At 69.6% G+C, this 14,496-nt stretch carries 13 protein-coding genes and 1 pseudogene; 11 read left to right on the top strand and 3 right to left on the bottom strand.

All coding sequences use genetic code 11. The features are described 5' to 3' along the window. Positions 1 to 68 precede the first annotated feature (68 nt). From IEZ31_RS00760 to IEZ31_RS00720, 9 genes are all read left to right on the top strand, one after another. Positions 69 to 965 (top strand): carbohydrate ABC transporter permease, encoded by an 897-nt coding sequence (locus tag IEZ31_RS00760; RefSeq protein ID WP_190247705.1) that lies wholly within the window; start codon positions 69 to 71, stop codon positions 963 to 965. Next, positions 962 to 1,813 carry a carbohydrate ABC transporter permease gene (locus IEZ31_RS00755; RefSeq protein ID WP_190247704.1) on the top strand — a complete coding sequence of 284 codons (852 nt, stop codon included), beginning with the start codon at positions 962 to 964 and terminating at the stop codon, positions 1,811 to 1,813. The genes IEZ31_RS00760 and IEZ31_RS00755 overlap by 4 nt, the downstream gene beginning before the upstream one ends. 22 nt (positions 1,814 to 1,835) lie before the next feature. Further along, the gene (locus tag IEZ31_RS00750) at positions 1,836 to 3,011 is read left to right on the top strand and encodes an aminotransferase class V-fold PLP-dependent enzyme (protein WP_190247703.1); all 1,176 of its coding nucleotides are present in this window, start codon (positions 1,836 to 1,838) and stop codon (positions 3,009 to 3,011) included. Beyond that, entirely contained in the window at positions 3,008 to 4,447 is a 1,440-nt protein-coding gene (locus tag IEZ31_RS00745; RefSeq protein ID WP_190247702.1) for an amidohydrolase family protein, read from the top strand. Before IEZ31_RS00750 ends, IEZ31_RS00745 begins: the two co-directional genes overlap by 4 nt. Further along, entirely contained in the window at positions 4,444 to 5,430 is a 987-nt protein-coding gene (locus IEZ31_RS00740) for a DUF4432 family protein (protein WP_190247701.1), read from the top strand. Before IEZ31_RS00745 ends, IEZ31_RS00740 begins: the two co-directional genes overlap by 4 nt. Then, the gene (locus tag IEZ31_RS00735) at positions 5,423 to 6,394 is read left to right on the top strand and encodes a Gfo/Idh/MocA family protein (protein ID WP_190247700.1); all 972 of its coding nucleotides are present in this window, start codon (positions 5,423 to 5,425) and stop codon (positions 6,392 to 6,394) included. The genes IEZ31_RS00740 and IEZ31_RS00735 overlap by 8 nt, the downstream gene beginning before the upstream one ends. Then, positions 6,391 to 7,644 (top strand): M20 family metallopeptidase, encoded by a 1,254-nt coding sequence (locus IEZ31_RS00730; RefSeq protein ID WP_190247699.1) that lies wholly within the window; start codon positions 6,391 to 6,393, stop codon positions 7,642 to 7,644. The genes IEZ31_RS00735 and IEZ31_RS00730 overlap by 4 nt, the downstream gene beginning before the upstream one ends. Continuing rightward, entirely contained in the window at positions 7,641 to 8,483 is an 843-nt protein-coding gene (locus IEZ31_RS00725; RefSeq protein WP_190247698.1) for an amidohydrolase family protein, read from the top strand. The genes IEZ31_RS00730 and IEZ31_RS00725 overlap by 4 nt, the downstream gene beginning before the upstream one ends. 91 nt (positions 8,484 to 8,574) lie before the next feature. Further along, positions 8,575 to 9,336, top strand: coding sequence for an SDR family NAD(P)-dependent oxidoreductase (locus IEZ31_RS00720; RefSeq protein ID WP_190247697.1), 762 nt, complete (start codon positions 8,575 to 8,577; stop codon positions 9,334 to 9,336). Positions 9,337 to 9,474: 138 nt separating this feature from the next. On the opposite strand, the gene IEZ31_RS00715 is transcribed toward IEZ31_RS00720, so the two are convergent. After that, positions 9,475 to 9,804 carry a hypothetical protein gene (locus IEZ31_RS00715; RefSeq protein ID WP_190247801.1) on the bottom strand — a complete coding sequence of 110 codons (330 nt, stop codon included), beginning with the start codon at positions 9,802 to 9,804 and terminating at the stop codon, positions 9,475 to 9,477. 389 nt (positions 9,805 to 10,193) lie between these two features. Beyond that, complete coding sequence (locus IEZ31_RS00710; RefSeq protein ID WP_190247696.1) at positions 10,194 to 10,922, bottom strand: discoidin domain-containing protein; 729 nt, start codon at positions 10,920 to 10,922, stop codon at positions 10,194 to 10,196. A gap of 154 nt (positions 10,923 to 11,076) precedes the next feature. On the opposite strand from IEZ31_RS00710, the gene IEZ31_RS00705 reads away from it, so the two are divergent. Further along, positions 11,077 to 12,450 (top strand): alginate lyase family protein, encoded by a 1,374-nt coding sequence (locus IEZ31_RS00705; protein WP_229833881.1) that lies wholly within the window; start codon positions 11,077 to 11,079, stop codon positions 12,448 to 12,450. On the opposite strand, the pseudogene IEZ31_RS00700 reads toward IEZ31_RS00705, so the two are convergent. Then, positions 12,399 to 13,565 (bottom strand): annotated as a pseudogene (locus IEZ31_RS00700) (glycoside hydrolase family 5 protein); the annotation flags it as partial. The gene IEZ31_RS00705 and the pseudogene IEZ31_RS00700 overlap by 52 nt on opposite strands. 266 nt (positions 13,566 to 13,831) lie before the next feature. Here IEZ31_RS00700 and IEZ31_RS00695 point away from each other — a divergent pair. Further along, the gene (locus IEZ31_RS00695) at positions 13,832 to 14,491 is read left to right on the top strand and encodes a hypothetical protein (protein WP_190247788.1); all 660 of its coding nucleotides are present in this window, start codon (positions 13,832 to 13,834) and stop codon (positions 14,489 to 14,491) included. The last annotated feature ends 5 nt before the right edge of the window (positions 14,492 to 14,496 follow it).

The following is a 14,496-nucleotide window of genomic DNA, read 5'->3' as shown; positions in this document are numbered from 1 at the left end:
GCACCGCAGATACCGCCGGTCGCCACGAGTGGCCACCGGCGGTCCATCCCAGAAAGCTGTTGTGGACTGTGACCCCTCGTGCGTTTCGCCGGCGCGGCACGACCGCCAAGGTCCCTTGGCCCCTGGCGCTGATGCTCAGCCTTCCGGCGCTGGTCGGGATCGTCATCGTGTTTCTGGTGCCGTTCATCGGCACGATTCGGCTCTCGTTCACGACCTGGTTCGGCGTCGGCGAGGCCGAACCGGTTGGCCTGCGGAACTACGACGCGCTGTTCAGCGATCCCACCTTCTACTCCTCGGTCCGCGTTACCGTTCTCTACACGCTGCTCTCCGCGGCCGGCATCGTCATCCTCGCCACCGTCACGGCGATGTCGGTGCGGCGGGGGCGCCTCGCCACGGTGCTGCGGATCATCTGGTTCCTCCCGGCAATCGCGCCGGGCACCGCCGTCGCGGTGTTCTGGGCGTTCGCCCTGCAGCCGGTGTCCGGGGCAGTGAACGGCCTGCTCGGCATTGTCGGACTCGGTGACACGCACGCCTGGCTGGCGTCGCCCCAAGACGCGATCTACGTCGTCATCGCGGTCACGATCTGGGCCAGCGTCGCGTTCCCGTTCCTGCTCATCGTGGGCGCGATCGAACGGATCGCCCCGGAGATCTACGAGGCTGCCCAGCTCGACGGCGCAGGGGCCGCTCGCCAGGCGTTCCACATCACGCTGCCGCTGATTCGGCCTGTTCTCGCGATGGTGACCGTGCTCGAACTCATCTGGAATTTCAACTCGTTCACGACGGTATGGGCCATGACCAAGGGCGGCCCGGCGGAGGCGACGAACACGCTGCCTGTGCGCCTCTATGTCGACGCCTTCCAGAACTTCGAATTCGGGGAGGCGGCGGCGCTCGGTGTGATGACCAGCGTGGTGCTGGTCGCGATCGGGCTGGTCGGCCTGCGCTTCGCCAACCGGAGCGCCGTATGAAGCCTTCGCTGAAGCTGCGAAACGGCGCCGGCAAGGGCGCGTCGTGGCTGCTCAAGCTGGTCTGGACGCTGCTGATCGTCGTGCCGTTCGTGCAGATCATCCTCTTGTCGCTGCGGTCGATGGCAAGCATCTACAACGACCCCCTCGGATTCTCCGGGGACTGGGTTCCCCAGAACTTCCCCGACGCGTGGGCCGGCCCGTCCGGTACCGCAGGTTTCGGCCTGTACGCCCGCAACTCGGTGCTCGTCGCGGCGGTCGCATTGGCCGTATCGACCGCGTTCGGCTCGCTGGCGGCGTACTTCACCGCGACGTTGCCCCCGAAGTGGCGGCGGCGGGCCATGCTCGTGCCGCTGATCGCGACCACGGTGCCCACCATCGCCTTGTTGATCCCCTTCTTCCAGGCCTTCAACATCCTCGGCACACTGAACAGCCCAAGCGCCGTGGGTGTTCTCTACGGGTTGCTGTGCCTGCCGACCACGGTCCTGGTGCTGCACGCGTTCTTCCTGGATTTTCCGGAGGACATCCGCGAGGCCGCCGCCATGGATGGGCTGGGGCACATCGGGACCTTTCTCCGCATGGTGCTGCCGTTGTCCACCGGTCCACTCGGCGCGGTCGGGCTGCTCAACCTGATCTGGGTCTGGGGTGAGACGCAGATCGGTCTGGTGCTCCTGCACTCATCGAACGCACAGACGATTCCGCTCGGGCTGCTCTCGTTCCAGGGGCGTTTCGTCAGCAACCTCGGCCCGATGTTTGCGGGCCTTGCGATGGCCACCGTCCCGATCATTGTGGTGTACATCGTGTTCCACCGGTCCATCAACAAGGGGATCTCGCTCGGCGGGTTCCGATGACACGTTCAGAAAGCGACAGGCATTGACTCCCAGAGCGCCGCTCAGCCGTCCCGAGGACATCCCGGAACTCGACGGGAAGGTCTGGCTGTACACCGGTGCGGAAGGGCCACCGCTGGCCCGGCAGCAGGCGGCATTTCAGGCATACCTGAACAATCGCGGGCTCGCCGAGGCGGGTCGCGCCGCGCACGCCGCAGTGGAGGAACGGCTGCGTGGGCGGCTCGCCGCGCTGCTCGGGCTCGGGCCGGAGTCGGTCGCGCTGGTGTCCAACGCCAGCGAGGCGATCAACCTCGTTGTCGGAAGCGTCCCGCTGGTTCCGGGCGACAACGTTGTGCTCAATGCGATGGAGTACCCATCGATGGTGCAACCCTGGTTGCGCTGGGTCTCCCGTGGGGTCGACGTCCGGGTGGCGCCGGCGGTCGGCGGTGACGTACCGACCAGTTCGATCACGGACCTGATCGACGACCGGACGAAGGTGGTCGGGGTCAGCCACGTCAGCTACCTCTCCGGCTGGCGCCACGATCTGGCCGCGATCACCAAGGCCGCGGAGGCGGTCGGTGCGCTGACGTTGGTCGACGCGACGCAGTCGCTCGGCGTCGTCCGAGTCCCCGGCAACCTGGTCGACGTGGTGATCAGCAGTTCGTACAAGTGGCTGCTCGGCGGCCATGGTCTCGGTATCCTGGCGTGGAACGCGGCGCGCCGGCCACTGCCGGAACCCCCGGCCGTGGGCTGGCGATCGGTGGGCGAGATCTTCACCGACGATCGCATGGAGCGCTACGACCTGCACTCCACGACACGACGCTTCGAGGTCGGACTGCCGTCCTACCCCAGCATCTACAGCCTCGACGCGTCCCTGGCCTGGCTCCTGCAGTTCCCTCCGGAGGAGGTCGAGGAGCACGTCCTCGCCCTGACCGGCCGACTGGTCGGCGAACTCTCCGAGCGCGGCTGGGAAGTGCTGACCTCGACCGACGGCGCGCACCGTGCCGGTAACGTCACCATCAGGGCGCAGAACGGCGCCGACCTCGCCGCGGATCTCGCCGACCACGCCGTGCACTGTTGGGGCGGGGACGGCAGGCTGCGGTTCTCGCTGCACCTGTTCAACGGCGACTCGGACATCGACCGCCTGCTGGCCGCGCTGGAGTCGGTGCGGGGGCCGGCATCGACCGACCCGCGTCGTCCCAGGGGAGCGGATGCGTCATGAGCCGAGTCGCCGATCTCATGGTGCGGCATGGCCACGTCATCACGATGGACGACGACCGTACCCAGTTTGAGGACGGCGCCGTGGCGGTCGTCGACGACACGATTGTCGCGGTGGGCGCCGACCGGGACGTGGCGGCACAGTTCACGGCGACCGCGCAGATCGACGCCGCCGGCGGACCCGTCCATCCAGGACTCGTCGAGGCCCATCTCCATGCCTCGTACCAGCTGTTCCGTGGTGCGCTGCCGGACCAGATGCCTGAGGACGAAACGTTCGACAGCTTCGAGAGCGTCTTCTACAACCAGGTGCGCGACGAGGACGAGTACCTGTCGGTCGCGCTGGCCGCCGTGGAGATGATCCGCAACGGCACGACGTGCTTCCTCGAGGCGGGGACGATCCTCTCGCCGGACAGCGGCGCCGCGGCGGCGGAGCACGTCGGGATCAGAGCGCTGCTCGGGGACGCGTTCATCTGGGACCAGCCGCACGGCTTCGCGATGGGCACGACCGAGGACCAGGCGCACGACCGGCCGGTGCTCGCGCGCACTCCGCAGTCACTGGATGAGGCACTGGCGAGTCTCGGTACGCAACTGTCCCGCAATGGCGAGGAGGGCCTTGTTCGCGGGCACGTGGCCGTGCTCGGTCTCGGAACCGCCAGCGAACACCTGCTGCTCGAAGCGAAGCGGGTGGCGTCGGCTGCCGGCGTCGTCCTCAACATGCACCAGTCCTACAGCCCGGCCGACACCGCGGCGGATCGCCGCCGGTTCGGCGCCGACCCCATGGTCCGCCTGCACGAACTCGGACTGCTCGACGGTGACGTCACGCTCGCTCACGTGAACCACCTCACCGACGCGGAAGTCGAGGTCGTCCTCGCGTCCGGGGTCAACATCGCCTGGGCTCCGGCCGCATCGATGATGTGGGGCCACGGCGGCACCCTGCACGGCCGCCACGCCGAACTGTGGCGGCGCGGCGCCAACATCGCTCTCGGGTCCGACTCGCCGAACTGGTCGAACAGCTTCGACCTGTTCCGGCAGATCACGTTGGCCGTGCTCGGGGCGCGCGACGCGCACCAGAGCCGGACCTACCTCACCGCCGAGGACGGCCTCTACATGGCCACCCGCGGGGCCGCGCGGGCGGTGGGGATGGCCGAGCGGATCGGCTCGCTGGAGGTGGGCAAGAAGGCCGACATCGTGATCCACACGCTGGACCGGCCGGAACTCGTCCCCACAACGGACATGACACGCAACCTCGTCTACTCGTCGGGCTCGAAGTCCGTCGACACCGTCATCGTCGGCGGGACCGTGGTGCTGGAACACGGAGCCTTCCGCCGCGTCGCCGAGCGAGAGCTGTTCCGGGAGGTTCGCGCGGCGTCACAAGCGCTCCTGCGGCGGATGGAGCGCACCGTCACCCCCAACACCCCGACCCGGCGGCCCCAGCGATGAGCGCGGTCACGATCGAGCTCGAACCGGTGACCTTTGGGCGGGCCCCGCAGGTCCTGGTACGCCACGGCGACCTGTCGGCGGCAACGTTCCGCTACGGCAGTGGGGTGTGCGGCCTCACCATCCGGCATGGCACCGCGGAGCTGGAGTTGCTGCCGTTCCAGGGCCAGCAGGTGTGGCGGGCCAGGCTTGGCGGGCGGGAGCTGACCATGCGCTCCATGTTCGATGAGCCGCAGCCCACTCAGGATTACCTGGGCACCTACGGTGCGTTGTTCATCCACTGCGGAGCGCTGGCCATGGGCAACCCCGGCCCCGGGGACCACCACCCGCAGCACGGCGAGCTACCGAACGCCCCGTATCGAAAGCCGCAGCTCGTGGCCGGATCGGACGCGCACGGCAGGTTCCTCACCCTCACCGGCGCCTATGAGCACGCCACCGCGTTCGGCAACCGCTACCTCGCAACCCCACGGCTGACCGTGCGCGAGGGCAGCACCCGGCTCACCGCGCGGATGTGCGTGCGCAACATCGGCCACCGCCCGATGCCGCTGATGTACCTCGCACACGTCAACTTCGCCCCGGTCGACGGCGCGCGGCTGATCGACTCGTTGGGGATCGAGACGATCGAACCTGGCCGGCCGGTCGATCCCGAGCGGGTCACCACGCGCCACCCCACCGCGGACGCGGACGGCTGGGCGCACGCACTGCAGCTGCACCCCGCCGGCGGGGCCGACTTCGTCCGTCACCGCCCAGCGGAACTCGACCATGCCTTGCGCTGGCTCGTGCGCGACGGCGACCAGGACGCACTCGGGTTGGCGCTACCGGCGACGGCCGAGGCAGAGGGCGTGCGGCGAGAGACTGAGAAGGGAAACGTGCGACAAGTGAGTCCAGGGGACGAGTTCACGTGCACCGTCGAGTTCGGTGCGCTGGACGCCGCGGACGCGGTCACGATGGTGTCCGCGATGAGGTCTGGGGCACTCGATGGCTGATCGAGGGCCTACGGTCGCCGTGATCGGCCTCGGCGCGTTCGGGCGGGCGCACCTTCAGGCCTATGTGCGGGCCGGTGCGCGGATTGCCGCGGTCGCCGATCGCGATGGTGGCCTCGCGCGTCGGACGGCCGAGGAGTTCGGCGTCCCCGCCTCGTTCGCCAACGGCGTGGATCTCCTCGACGCGGTGCCGGTCGACGGCGTTTCCGTCGTCACGTCCGCCGCGTCGCATGTGGAGCTGGCTCGCGAGGCGACGCTGCGCGGGCGCAAGGTGCTACTGGAGAAGCCGATCGCGACGACGGCCGCGGAACTGGCGCTGCTGCCCGCCGCTGCCCGGTCCCGGATCCTGCCGGGGCACGTCCTGCGCTTCGAGCCGCTGCACCAGCGGTTGCGAGCCGAGATCACTTCCGGACGCATCGGCCCCGTGCTCGGAGTCGCGGCCGGCCGCAGCCGGACCCGCGACCACCAGCGGCTCTACGCCGATGTCCACCCGGCGCGGATGACCGGCATCCACGACATCGATCTCATTGCCTGGCTGACCGGCTCGCCGATCCGGCGGGTCGTCGCGTCGGTCGAGGGGGATCCGGCGAGCCTGGTCCAGGCGCACCTGTTCTCGGCGTCGGGCGTCGGAAGCTCGATCCGTACGTCCTGGCTGCTGCCCGACGATGCCGCCGTCGAGGACGAGTTGGAGGTCTACGGGCAGGAGGGCGTGGCCCGGCTGCGGGTCAACTCCACGGGCGCGGTGCTCTACGGGCAGTCACGCGAGCGGCCGTGGGCCAGTGCGCCGCCGGCTGATGCGCCGGGCTTGGACGCCGAGATCGTTCACTTTCTCCGGTGGCTGCGCGACGACGTCGAGCCGCTCGTGAGCTTCGCCGAGGCCGCCCACGCCGTAGCTGTCGCCGATGCGATCGTCGCCTCGGGCGCGGCCGGTGGCACGCCGATCGATGTCCTGGAGGTGCCGTCATGAACGAAGCGGTGACGAAGGCGTACGCCACGGTCGAGGCTGAACTGGACCGGCGGCGTGCCGACCTGGAGGCGCTCGTTTTCGAGATGGTCGCCATCAACAGCCAGATCCCGCCGTTCGGTGACGAACGCGCGATCTGCGATTTTCTCTCTGCGGAGCTCGGCCGCCTCGGGTTGCCCGAGGCCGAGACTCACGCCCTCGTCCCCGAACGGCCCAACCTCCTCGTGCGGATCCCCGGTACACCCGGTGGCAAACGGCTGCTGCTCTGCGGTCACATCGACACCAAGCCCGTTGGTGACGCTCGCAGCGTCTGGCGATCCGAGCCGCTCACCGCCACCATCATCGGCGATCGGGTCTACGGCCTCGGGACCAGCGACATGAAGGCCAGCGTCGGCGCGATGATCACAGCCGTCGCGGCGATCCGGGCGTGCGGCATCGACCTCGCCGGCGACGTGCTGCTGGCGCTGGTCGCCGACGAAGAAGCCGGGGCCACCTTCGGTGCGAAGTTTCTCGCCCCGCGGATCGCCACCGATGTCGACGCGGCGCTGATCGGCGAGCCGTCCGGCTGGACCCGGGATTGGGAGGGCATCCACCTGGTCTCCCGCGGCCTGTGCTGCTTCAAGGTCAGGGTGCACGGCACCCAGATGCACAGCAGCCTCTCCGACCGCATGCCGTCGGTGAACGCGAACGTCGAGATGGCGCGCCTGATCCTGCAGTTGCGTGACGAGTTTGCCGCAGCGCCCATCGCACAGCCACGCGACGGCCTGCGCCCAACCGCCAACATTGCGGTCACTGCCGGCGGCGGTGTCTTCTACGGCGTCGTACCGGGCGAGTCGGCGTTCGGCTGCGACCTACGCATCGTGCCGGGCATGTCGGAGGGCGAGGTCCGCGCGTTTCTCGACGACTGGGCGCAACGGATGAACGGCGCCGGCCCGGCGCAGGTCTCCGTCGAGTACGACGACGTGCTGAGCTGGATACCGAGTGCCTCGCTGGCCGCGGACCATCCACTGGCCGCGTCCGCCGTCGCGGCGACTCGTACCGTGCTGGGCGCCGAGGTCCCGCTGTCGAGCTTCCCCGGCACGACGGATGCGCCCTGGTTCGAGAGGGCCGGCGTGCCGACATTGCCATCGCTCGGTCCCGGCATCCTGACGTATGCCCACGGTCCCAACGAGTTCGTGAGCCGGGAGGCGATCCACGAGGCCGCCAAAATCTACGCCCACATCGTGCTCAGCTACTGCGGCGTCGAGCGGTGAGCCTCCTCGCCGATGCCCACGTACATTTCTTCGCCACCGGATACCCGGGCGAAGCACGGTCCCCGGTTCCCGGGGCGGGTCGTGAGGTCGCCGCCTACGAACGGATCCGTACCAGCTCGGCCGTGGGCGACGCCCTCGTCGTCGGGTTTGCGGGGGCGGACTTCGCCAGCGGCAACAACGACTACATCCGGACCCTCGCAGCCGAGCGCGACTGGATGCACACCACCGCCTACGTCGCGGCCCGAGGACGTCCGTCAGCGGCCATGGCCCGAGCGATATTCGCGGCGGGTCACATCGGGATCTCGATCTACGCGGCCGACACCCCGGCGGGCCGGACGGTCCGTGACTGGCCGGCTGAGTTCTGGGCCGAGTGCGATCGGTCGGGCGCCGTGGTGTCCATCAACGCGACGCCGGAGGCGGTCGAGCAGTTGGCCGGCCTGCCGAGCTCGGCACCGGACTGTGCCTTCCTCTTCGCCCACCTCGGCCTACCGGGGCGGTACGCGGTCGCGCCGAGTGCGGAGGTGGCGAGGAGGCGCCTGGAGCCGCTGCTTCGGCTCGCCGAACACCCCAACTGCTTCGTGAAGATATCGGGGCTGTACGCCGTCGCCGAGCCCCGCACCGCGTACCCGTACGACGCGGCAACGCCGTTCGTTGCCGCCTGCCTGCGGGACTTCGGCGCCACTCGCTGCCTCTGGGGCTCCGATTTCGCTCCGGCTCTCGAGTACGTCAGCTTTGAACAATGTCGCGACCTGCGGCAGTTGGGCAGCCTCTCCGTAGCTGCCCGGCAACTGGTGATGGGCGACAACCTTCGGCGCCTGCTGGCGGCGAGGAGACGGTGAACTCGCGTTCCGTCCAAGCACGCGCCGCTGATGGAGTCCGCATGACCCCACGGTCCGCTCGCAGGTACAGCGATGATGATGAGGAGGAGAAATGAAGGAGTTCGACGGCCTGGCTGCCATCGTGACCGGCGGGGCTTCCGGGATCGGGCTCGCCACCGCGCGGTTGCTGGCTGAGCGGGGCGCCCGAGTCGCGGTGCTGGATCTCAACGTCGACGGCATCGGTCCGGAGTTCCTCGCGGTGCAGTGCGACGTCACCGACGACGCGGGGGTCACCGCGGCGGTCGCGGCGGTCGAACGGGGGTTGGGCCGGCTCGATGTCGTGATCAACAATGCCGGCATCGGCGCCCAGGGCGCGGTCGAAGCCAACGACCTCGACGAGTGGCGGCGCGTCCTCGACGTCAACCTGCTCGGCGTGGTCCGCGTGGCCCGCGCCAGCCTGCCGGCCCTGCGCGCCTCGCCGGCGGCGTCAATGGTCATCACCTCGTCGATGGCGGCCACGGTCGGCCTGCCACAGCGGGCGCTCTACAGCGCAACCAAGGGCGCCCTGCTCTCACTCACCCTGGCGATGGCCGCCGACCACGTCCATGAGGGGATCCGGGTCAACTGTGTGGCTCCCGGCACCGCGGACACGCCCTGGGTCCAGCGCCTGCTGGCTCGGGCGGCCGATCCGGTCGCCGAACTCGCCGCTCTGGGGGCCCGCCAGCCCATCGGCCGGCTGGTCAGCGCGCCGGAGGTGGCCGAGGCGATCTGCTACCTGGCCGGCCCGCGCTCCGCGTCGACCACCGGCACGGTGCTACCCGTCGACGGTGGCGCCCAGAGCCTCCGCCTGCCTGTCAAGCTCGGACCCAGCTGACGCGCCCGGCTACGTGCCGGCCTGCGCGGCGGAGCAACCGGCCGCAGCCCACCGGCGATCGAAGGTCACCGCCGCATCCGACGCCGCGGGTGACGGCGCCCGCTCGTCGCCCATTCGAACCGGGCGCTGGTGAGCGCCTCAGGAAACCCGGTCCAGGCGTCGACGATGCCGATCGCCCCGTTCGCGCGAGATTCCTGGTTGACGACCGTTGCGGCAGTCCGCTGCGACGCGCAGTGCCCACCGCATCCGGGCGATGGCCTCGAGCGGGTGGTCGCCGAACTCGGCGGCTACCGCTGCCGCGCATCCCGCCACCCCGCGTTTGCCCAGTTCATTCGCTGCCGCGATGCAGATCTCGCGCGTGGTGGGGTGCTGCGACGGCTGCAGCGCCGACACGAAGAGCGCCTCTGCCATGATCACGACAAGTCGCGACCGTTCCTTGAGCAACCCCTGCGCAATCCCGATACCCATGTCCCTGATTACGGTTGGGTGGACCGGGGGCGTTCACGGCGGGAGTGAACGCGGCACAAGTCCCTGCGCGTCTTACGGAGCCTGCCGTGTCCGCTCGGCCCAGGTGCAGGGGAGGCAGTACCGGCTGATGGTCTTCTCGGTGCGCGCCGCAACTGCTGTTGGTGACATGACTATGGATACGGGTGCGGAAGGAACTGCGCTCATCTCGATGCGTGAGACGTTGTGGGATGCGTAGGTGAGCGACCTGACCCGTGCCGGTCGGATCCCGCCGCTTTCGGCGTGGCGCAGGGCGGCGGACCCGGTCGCCAGCGCGCGGGGCGGGGCCCAGTTGGGCTCACGATACCGGGTCCCGACCGACGAGGAGCGGGGTTGCTCCGGCGATGCCGGGGTCAGCTGTAGATCTCCACCTCGCTCGCCTGGCCGGCGTCCCAGGTCGAGTTGCCCGTGAACGCGAGACGCAGGTATCGGACGGTGCTGCGCGGCACCGTGATCGTGACCTCGTGCTTGCCTCCGGTGAAGCCGAACGCGTACGCCGCCGAACCCTTGACGGTCGTGAAGGTCGTGCCGTTGGTGCTCCCGAGCACGGAGAGTGTCTGGGTCCGGGCAGGCCAGTTGGCCAGCGGGGGCAGCTTGATGACAACTCGGGTCACCGGGTAGGACCCCTGCAGGTCGATGGTCAGGTTCTGCGGCAGGCCGTGGTTCGCTCCCTCCCAGAAGGTCGAGGCGTTGCCGTCGGTGGCATAGGACGCACCGTTCGCTGTCCGGACCTCGCTCGTTGCCGTGGCCGGACGGTGCAGCGCGAGGTTGACGCTCGGCGCCGGGGCCGTCGGTGAGGCCGACGGGGATGTCGGTGCGGGGCTCGGTGACGGACTGGTCATCGACGGCGACGGGCTCGGGGATGCTGGCGGCGAGCTGCTGGTCTGCGGCGTCGGCACGTCCGTCGGATCGCTCCAGACGTCATCGGTGTCCCCGGACCGCTCCGCGGCTGCCGCCCGGTCGGCGGGTGCGCCGGTCCCTGTGCGCACATACCCGGCGCTGATCATCAGTGCTACGCCGATGACCAGCATCAGGATGGCGGCCTTGCTGCGCCGCAACAGTTCCGCACGGTGATGCGACATGTGCCTCCGTTCAGTCGGACAGATCTCCCGCTCGCTATGACGCACGGATGTGGTCAGGGTTCAACCGAACTGGTCGCACGTGCCGTGAACCGCGCGGGACGCCCGCTCGTCAGCGGATCGGTCGGAGCCGTTGCCCGGATCCACGATGGGAGGAATGTCCGTCATGGGAATGTACGTCACCCGACGACGACACCTGCGTGATGTGCTCTTCGCGTGCGGAGCGCTGTTCATCACCGGCGTCGTGTTGGTGGCCCTGCTGTCGACGAGGTCGGCCCCCGCCGCCGGACCGCAGCCGTCGGCCCGGGCGCCGGAGTCGGCGGCGCCGGCCCGGATCGTGCCGCCGACGTTGACGCCGGGCCCTTCGGCCGAGACGTCACCGGTCGCCTCGGCATCCGTGCCGGCCACGCCGGGTGTCACCGCGCCGGTGGCCCGCGGCGGCGGATTCGTCCACCCGGGGGTGTTCGTGAGCGCGCCGCAGCTCAACTTCGTCCGCGAGCGGCTCGCTGCGGGAGCCCAACCGTGGCGTGCGGCCTTCGACGCGATGATGGCGAGCCCGTTGGCTTCGCTGTCGAGGATGCCGCAGCCGCGCGCGACCGTCGAGTGCGGATCGAAGTCGAACCCGAACCACGGCTGCACGGATGAACGCAACGACGCGCTCGCCGCCTACACGCTGGCACTGGCGTGGTACTTCACAGGCGACGAGCGCTACGCCGAGAAGGCGACCGCCGTCATGGACGCGTGGGCACGCGTGGTGCGAAGCCACACCAACAGCAACGCGAAGATTCAAGCTGGCTGGTCGGGTGTGTCCTGGGCGCGGGCCGGCGAGCTGATCCGCTACACGTACCGGCGCTGGCCGGCGGAGCAACTGGAGCGATTCAGCCGGATGCTTCGGGAGGTCTACCTCTCCGTCGTGGTGGTCGGCGAACCGAACAGCAACGGCAACCACGAGTTGATCGAGATGGACGCCGCCGTCAGCATCGCGGTGTTCCTCGACGACCGGGCGTCGTATCTCAAGGCCCTCGCCCTCACCCGTGCCCGCATCCCCGCGTACATCTACCTGACCATCGATGGGCCGCGGCCGCGCGGGCCGCAGGGCAGCCACCGCGACACCCCGGCCGAGGTCGAGTCCTACTGGCACAACCCCGGGCGCTATGTCGACGGTCTCAGCCAGGAGACGTGCCGGGACTTCGGCCACACGGGCTGGGGGTTCTCCGCCGCCGGCCATATCGCGGCCACCGCCTGGATCCAGGGCACGGACCTGTACGCCGAGATCCGTCCGCGGCTGACCGCGGCGCTCGAGTTCCACGCCGGGTTGGATCTGGGCGATCCCGTGCCCGGCTGGCTCTGCGGCGGCACCGTCGCTACCGGCCTGGGCAGCACGCTCGAAGTCGCCTACAACCACTACCACGGGGTGCTCGGCCTTGCGCTGCCCAACACCGGCAAGCTCGTCTCCGGCCGCCGACCGGCGGGCGCCAACTACTTCCTGGCCTGGGAGACGTTGACCCATGCCGGCAACCCGTTCGGCTGAGCGGCCGGGCGCGGCGCGGCGTTGAGACCCTGGCCGGCCGGGCGGATCCGCTCCCGTATCCACGCTCCGGCCGGCTTCAGGCTCGCCGAGTCCGTGAAGCGACCGGCGCCGCACGTGCCCGGCTTGAACACCGCACCCGATCGGTGGTCGTCCGAGTAGTTCCAGTTCGTCCAGCTGATCTTCTTGTCGGCCATGAGGTCGATGTAGCGCTGAGACGTGGAGAAGTCGTTGCCACCGTCTCCGGACGCGGTCTGCGTGCCGAACTCGGTCACGAACACGGGGATCCGGTCGGCGGCCCGGGAGAGCGCGGTGAGGTAGTTCGCGCCGTGCGAGGCCGCATAGAAGTGGAACGTGTACATGATGTTCGACGCCGACACCGGACTGGCGATGATCTCCGACTCGCTCGCGCCGTCCGACACGCCGAGCGAAGACCACGCCCGGGTGCCGAGCAGGACGACCGCCTGCGGGTCCTTTGCCCGGATCACCGGGATGATCTGCTCGTGGTACGACTTGATCGCCGGCCAGGAGACACCGTTGGGCTCGTTGGCGACCTCGTAGAGCACGTTGGGCTTGCCCGCGTAGCGGCTCGCGACCTCGGTGAAGAACGCCTTGGCCTTGCTCAGGTTGCGGTTCGGGTCACCGGGCGTGAGCATGTGCCAGTCCACGATCGCGTACATGCCGGCTGCGGAGGCCAGGTCGACGTATCTGGTGACCAGGTCGGTGAAGCGCCGCGGGTCGGTCTCGTAGCCGTCCTCCTGGACGTACATGGAAATGCGCAGCACGTCCGCGTGCCAGTCGCTCGCGAGGGCGGCGACGGATGCGTGGGTGACGCATTGGCTGTACCACTGGATGCCGTGCGTCGACATGCCCCGCAACTGGATCGGCGTTCCGAACTGGTTGCACAGCTTGGTTCCACAAACGCGCAACCGGCCGTTCGCGGCGACCGGTGTCGTGTTGCGCACGACCGGCGGGGGTGTCGCATCCGTTCCGGTTGCGGTGGGACGAGGCGAGGTCGACGGGCTCGGCGACGGTGGCGGGCTGGTCGTCGGTGAGGCTGCGGGTGGCATGGTTGTCGCGCTGCTCGACGGGGGGCGAGCGGGACCCTCGGACGCACCCGACGCGCGGGGACCCGACGGTGACGGCCGGTGGCTCGGGACGAGCAGCCACGCGACGAGCAGCACGGCGACGCTGGCGAGGCCGGCACCGCTCGCCGCCAGGCGCCTGGTACGCAAGCCGGAACGCATTACTGACTCCTGCGGCGTTGGTGACGGTACGGATGTCAACGTGGTGACGTGCCGTCTCCGCGGTCGGTTCACGAGAGGTGGGCCACGGAGCGAGCGCGTTGAAAACCGGCGCGAACCGCCGCTGGGATCGGGCCGTCATGGGTCATGTGAACCTCAGAGTCGAGACCGCTCTCGCGAACGTGGTTGTGGCGGCCCGGGACCACCTCGCGGCCGTCGCCGCCGGCGAGTCCAGCGGCGTGCGCGATCATGAGGCGCTGTGGCGGGCCTATGTCGCGCTCAACAATGCCACGTACCGCTACGCAGAGGTGCTCCTCGAGGCGTACGGAGAGGTCGCGCCCTGGCAAGTGGACTGGATCGATCCGACCACCACCGAGCCCACGTTCCCGGACGAGCACGGCCATGTCACGCAGGCCGACCCTCATCCATCGGTGATCTCCGTCAGGCAACGCCGTGACTACCGCGTGTCCAGCGCGTCGAGCCTGATCAGGCTCGCGGAGGACGCTCGCGGCGTCACCGGCGACGCCGGCGACGGTCCCGTTGGGTCGGTCGGAGAAGCGGTCCTCGTGCTCGTGCAGCTCGGCGACGGCACCCTCGCCTCTCTGGACCTGCCCGAGTTGGAACCGTTCGAAGGTGTGGTAACGGTCTTCGAGGTGGGGCGGCGGCTGGCGCTGGACGCGCTCGCCCGCGACGACGGCGAGGCACCGTTTCGGGCCGAGCCGTCGGATCGGCTGGTGGGACGACTGGACGAGCGGCCGGCACCGGCGGCGACTGTGGCATCCCGGTCTCCGGCCGGATGACACCG

Source organism: Dactylosporangium sucinum (genome assembly GCF_014647515.1).
GTDB lineage: Bacteria > Actinomycetota > Actinomycetes > Mycobacteriales > Micromonosporaceae > Dactylosporangium > Dactylosporangium sucinum.
The sequence above is the reverse complement of the archived record's forward strand: the minus strand, read 5'-3'. Positions and strand labels throughout refer to the sequence as shown.

Bases quoted from the DNA above. Each gene is read 5' to 3' on its own strand.
- IEZ31_RS00755 (WP_190247704.1), top strand. From the start codon at position 962: ATGAAGCCTTCGCTGAAGCTGCGAAACGGCGCCGGCAAGGGCGCGTCG.
- IEZ31_RS00745 (WP_190247702.1), top strand. From the start codon at position 3,008: ATGAGCCGAGTCGCCGATCTCATGGTGCGGCATGGCCACGTCATCACG.
- IEZ31_RS00740 (WP_190247701.1), top strand. From the start codon at position 4,444: ATGAGCGCGGTCACGATCGAGCTCGAACCGGTGACCTTTGGGCGGGCC.
- IEZ31_RS00735 (WP_190247700.1), top strand. From the start codon at position 5,423: ATGGCTGATCGAGGGCCTACGGTCGCCGTGATCGGCCTCGGCGCGTTC.
- IEZ31_RS00730 (WP_190247699.1), top strand. From the start codon at position 6,391: ATGAACGAAGCGGTGACGAAGGCGTACGCCACGGTCGAGGCTGAACTG.
- IEZ31_RS00720 (WP_190247697.1), top strand. From the start codon at position 8,575: ATGAAGGAGTTCGACGGCCTGGCTGCCATCGTGACCGGCGGGGCTTCC.
- IEZ31_RS00715 (WP_190247801.1), bottom strand. From the start codon at position 9,804: ATGGGTATCGGGATTGCGCAGGGGTTGCTCAAGGAACGGTCGCGACTT.
- IEZ31_RS00710 (WP_190247696.1), bottom strand. From the start codon at position 10,922: ATGTCGCATCACCGTGCGGAACTGTTGCGGCGCAGCAAGGCCGCCATC.
- IEZ31_RS00705 (WP_229833881.1), top strand. From the start codon at position 11,077: ATGTCCGTCATGGGAATGTACGTCACCCGACGACGACACCTGCGTGAT.
- IEZ31_RS00695 (WP_190247788.1), top strand. From the start codon at position 13,832: ATGGGTCATGTGAACCTCAGAGTCGAGACCGCTCTCGCGAACGTGGTT.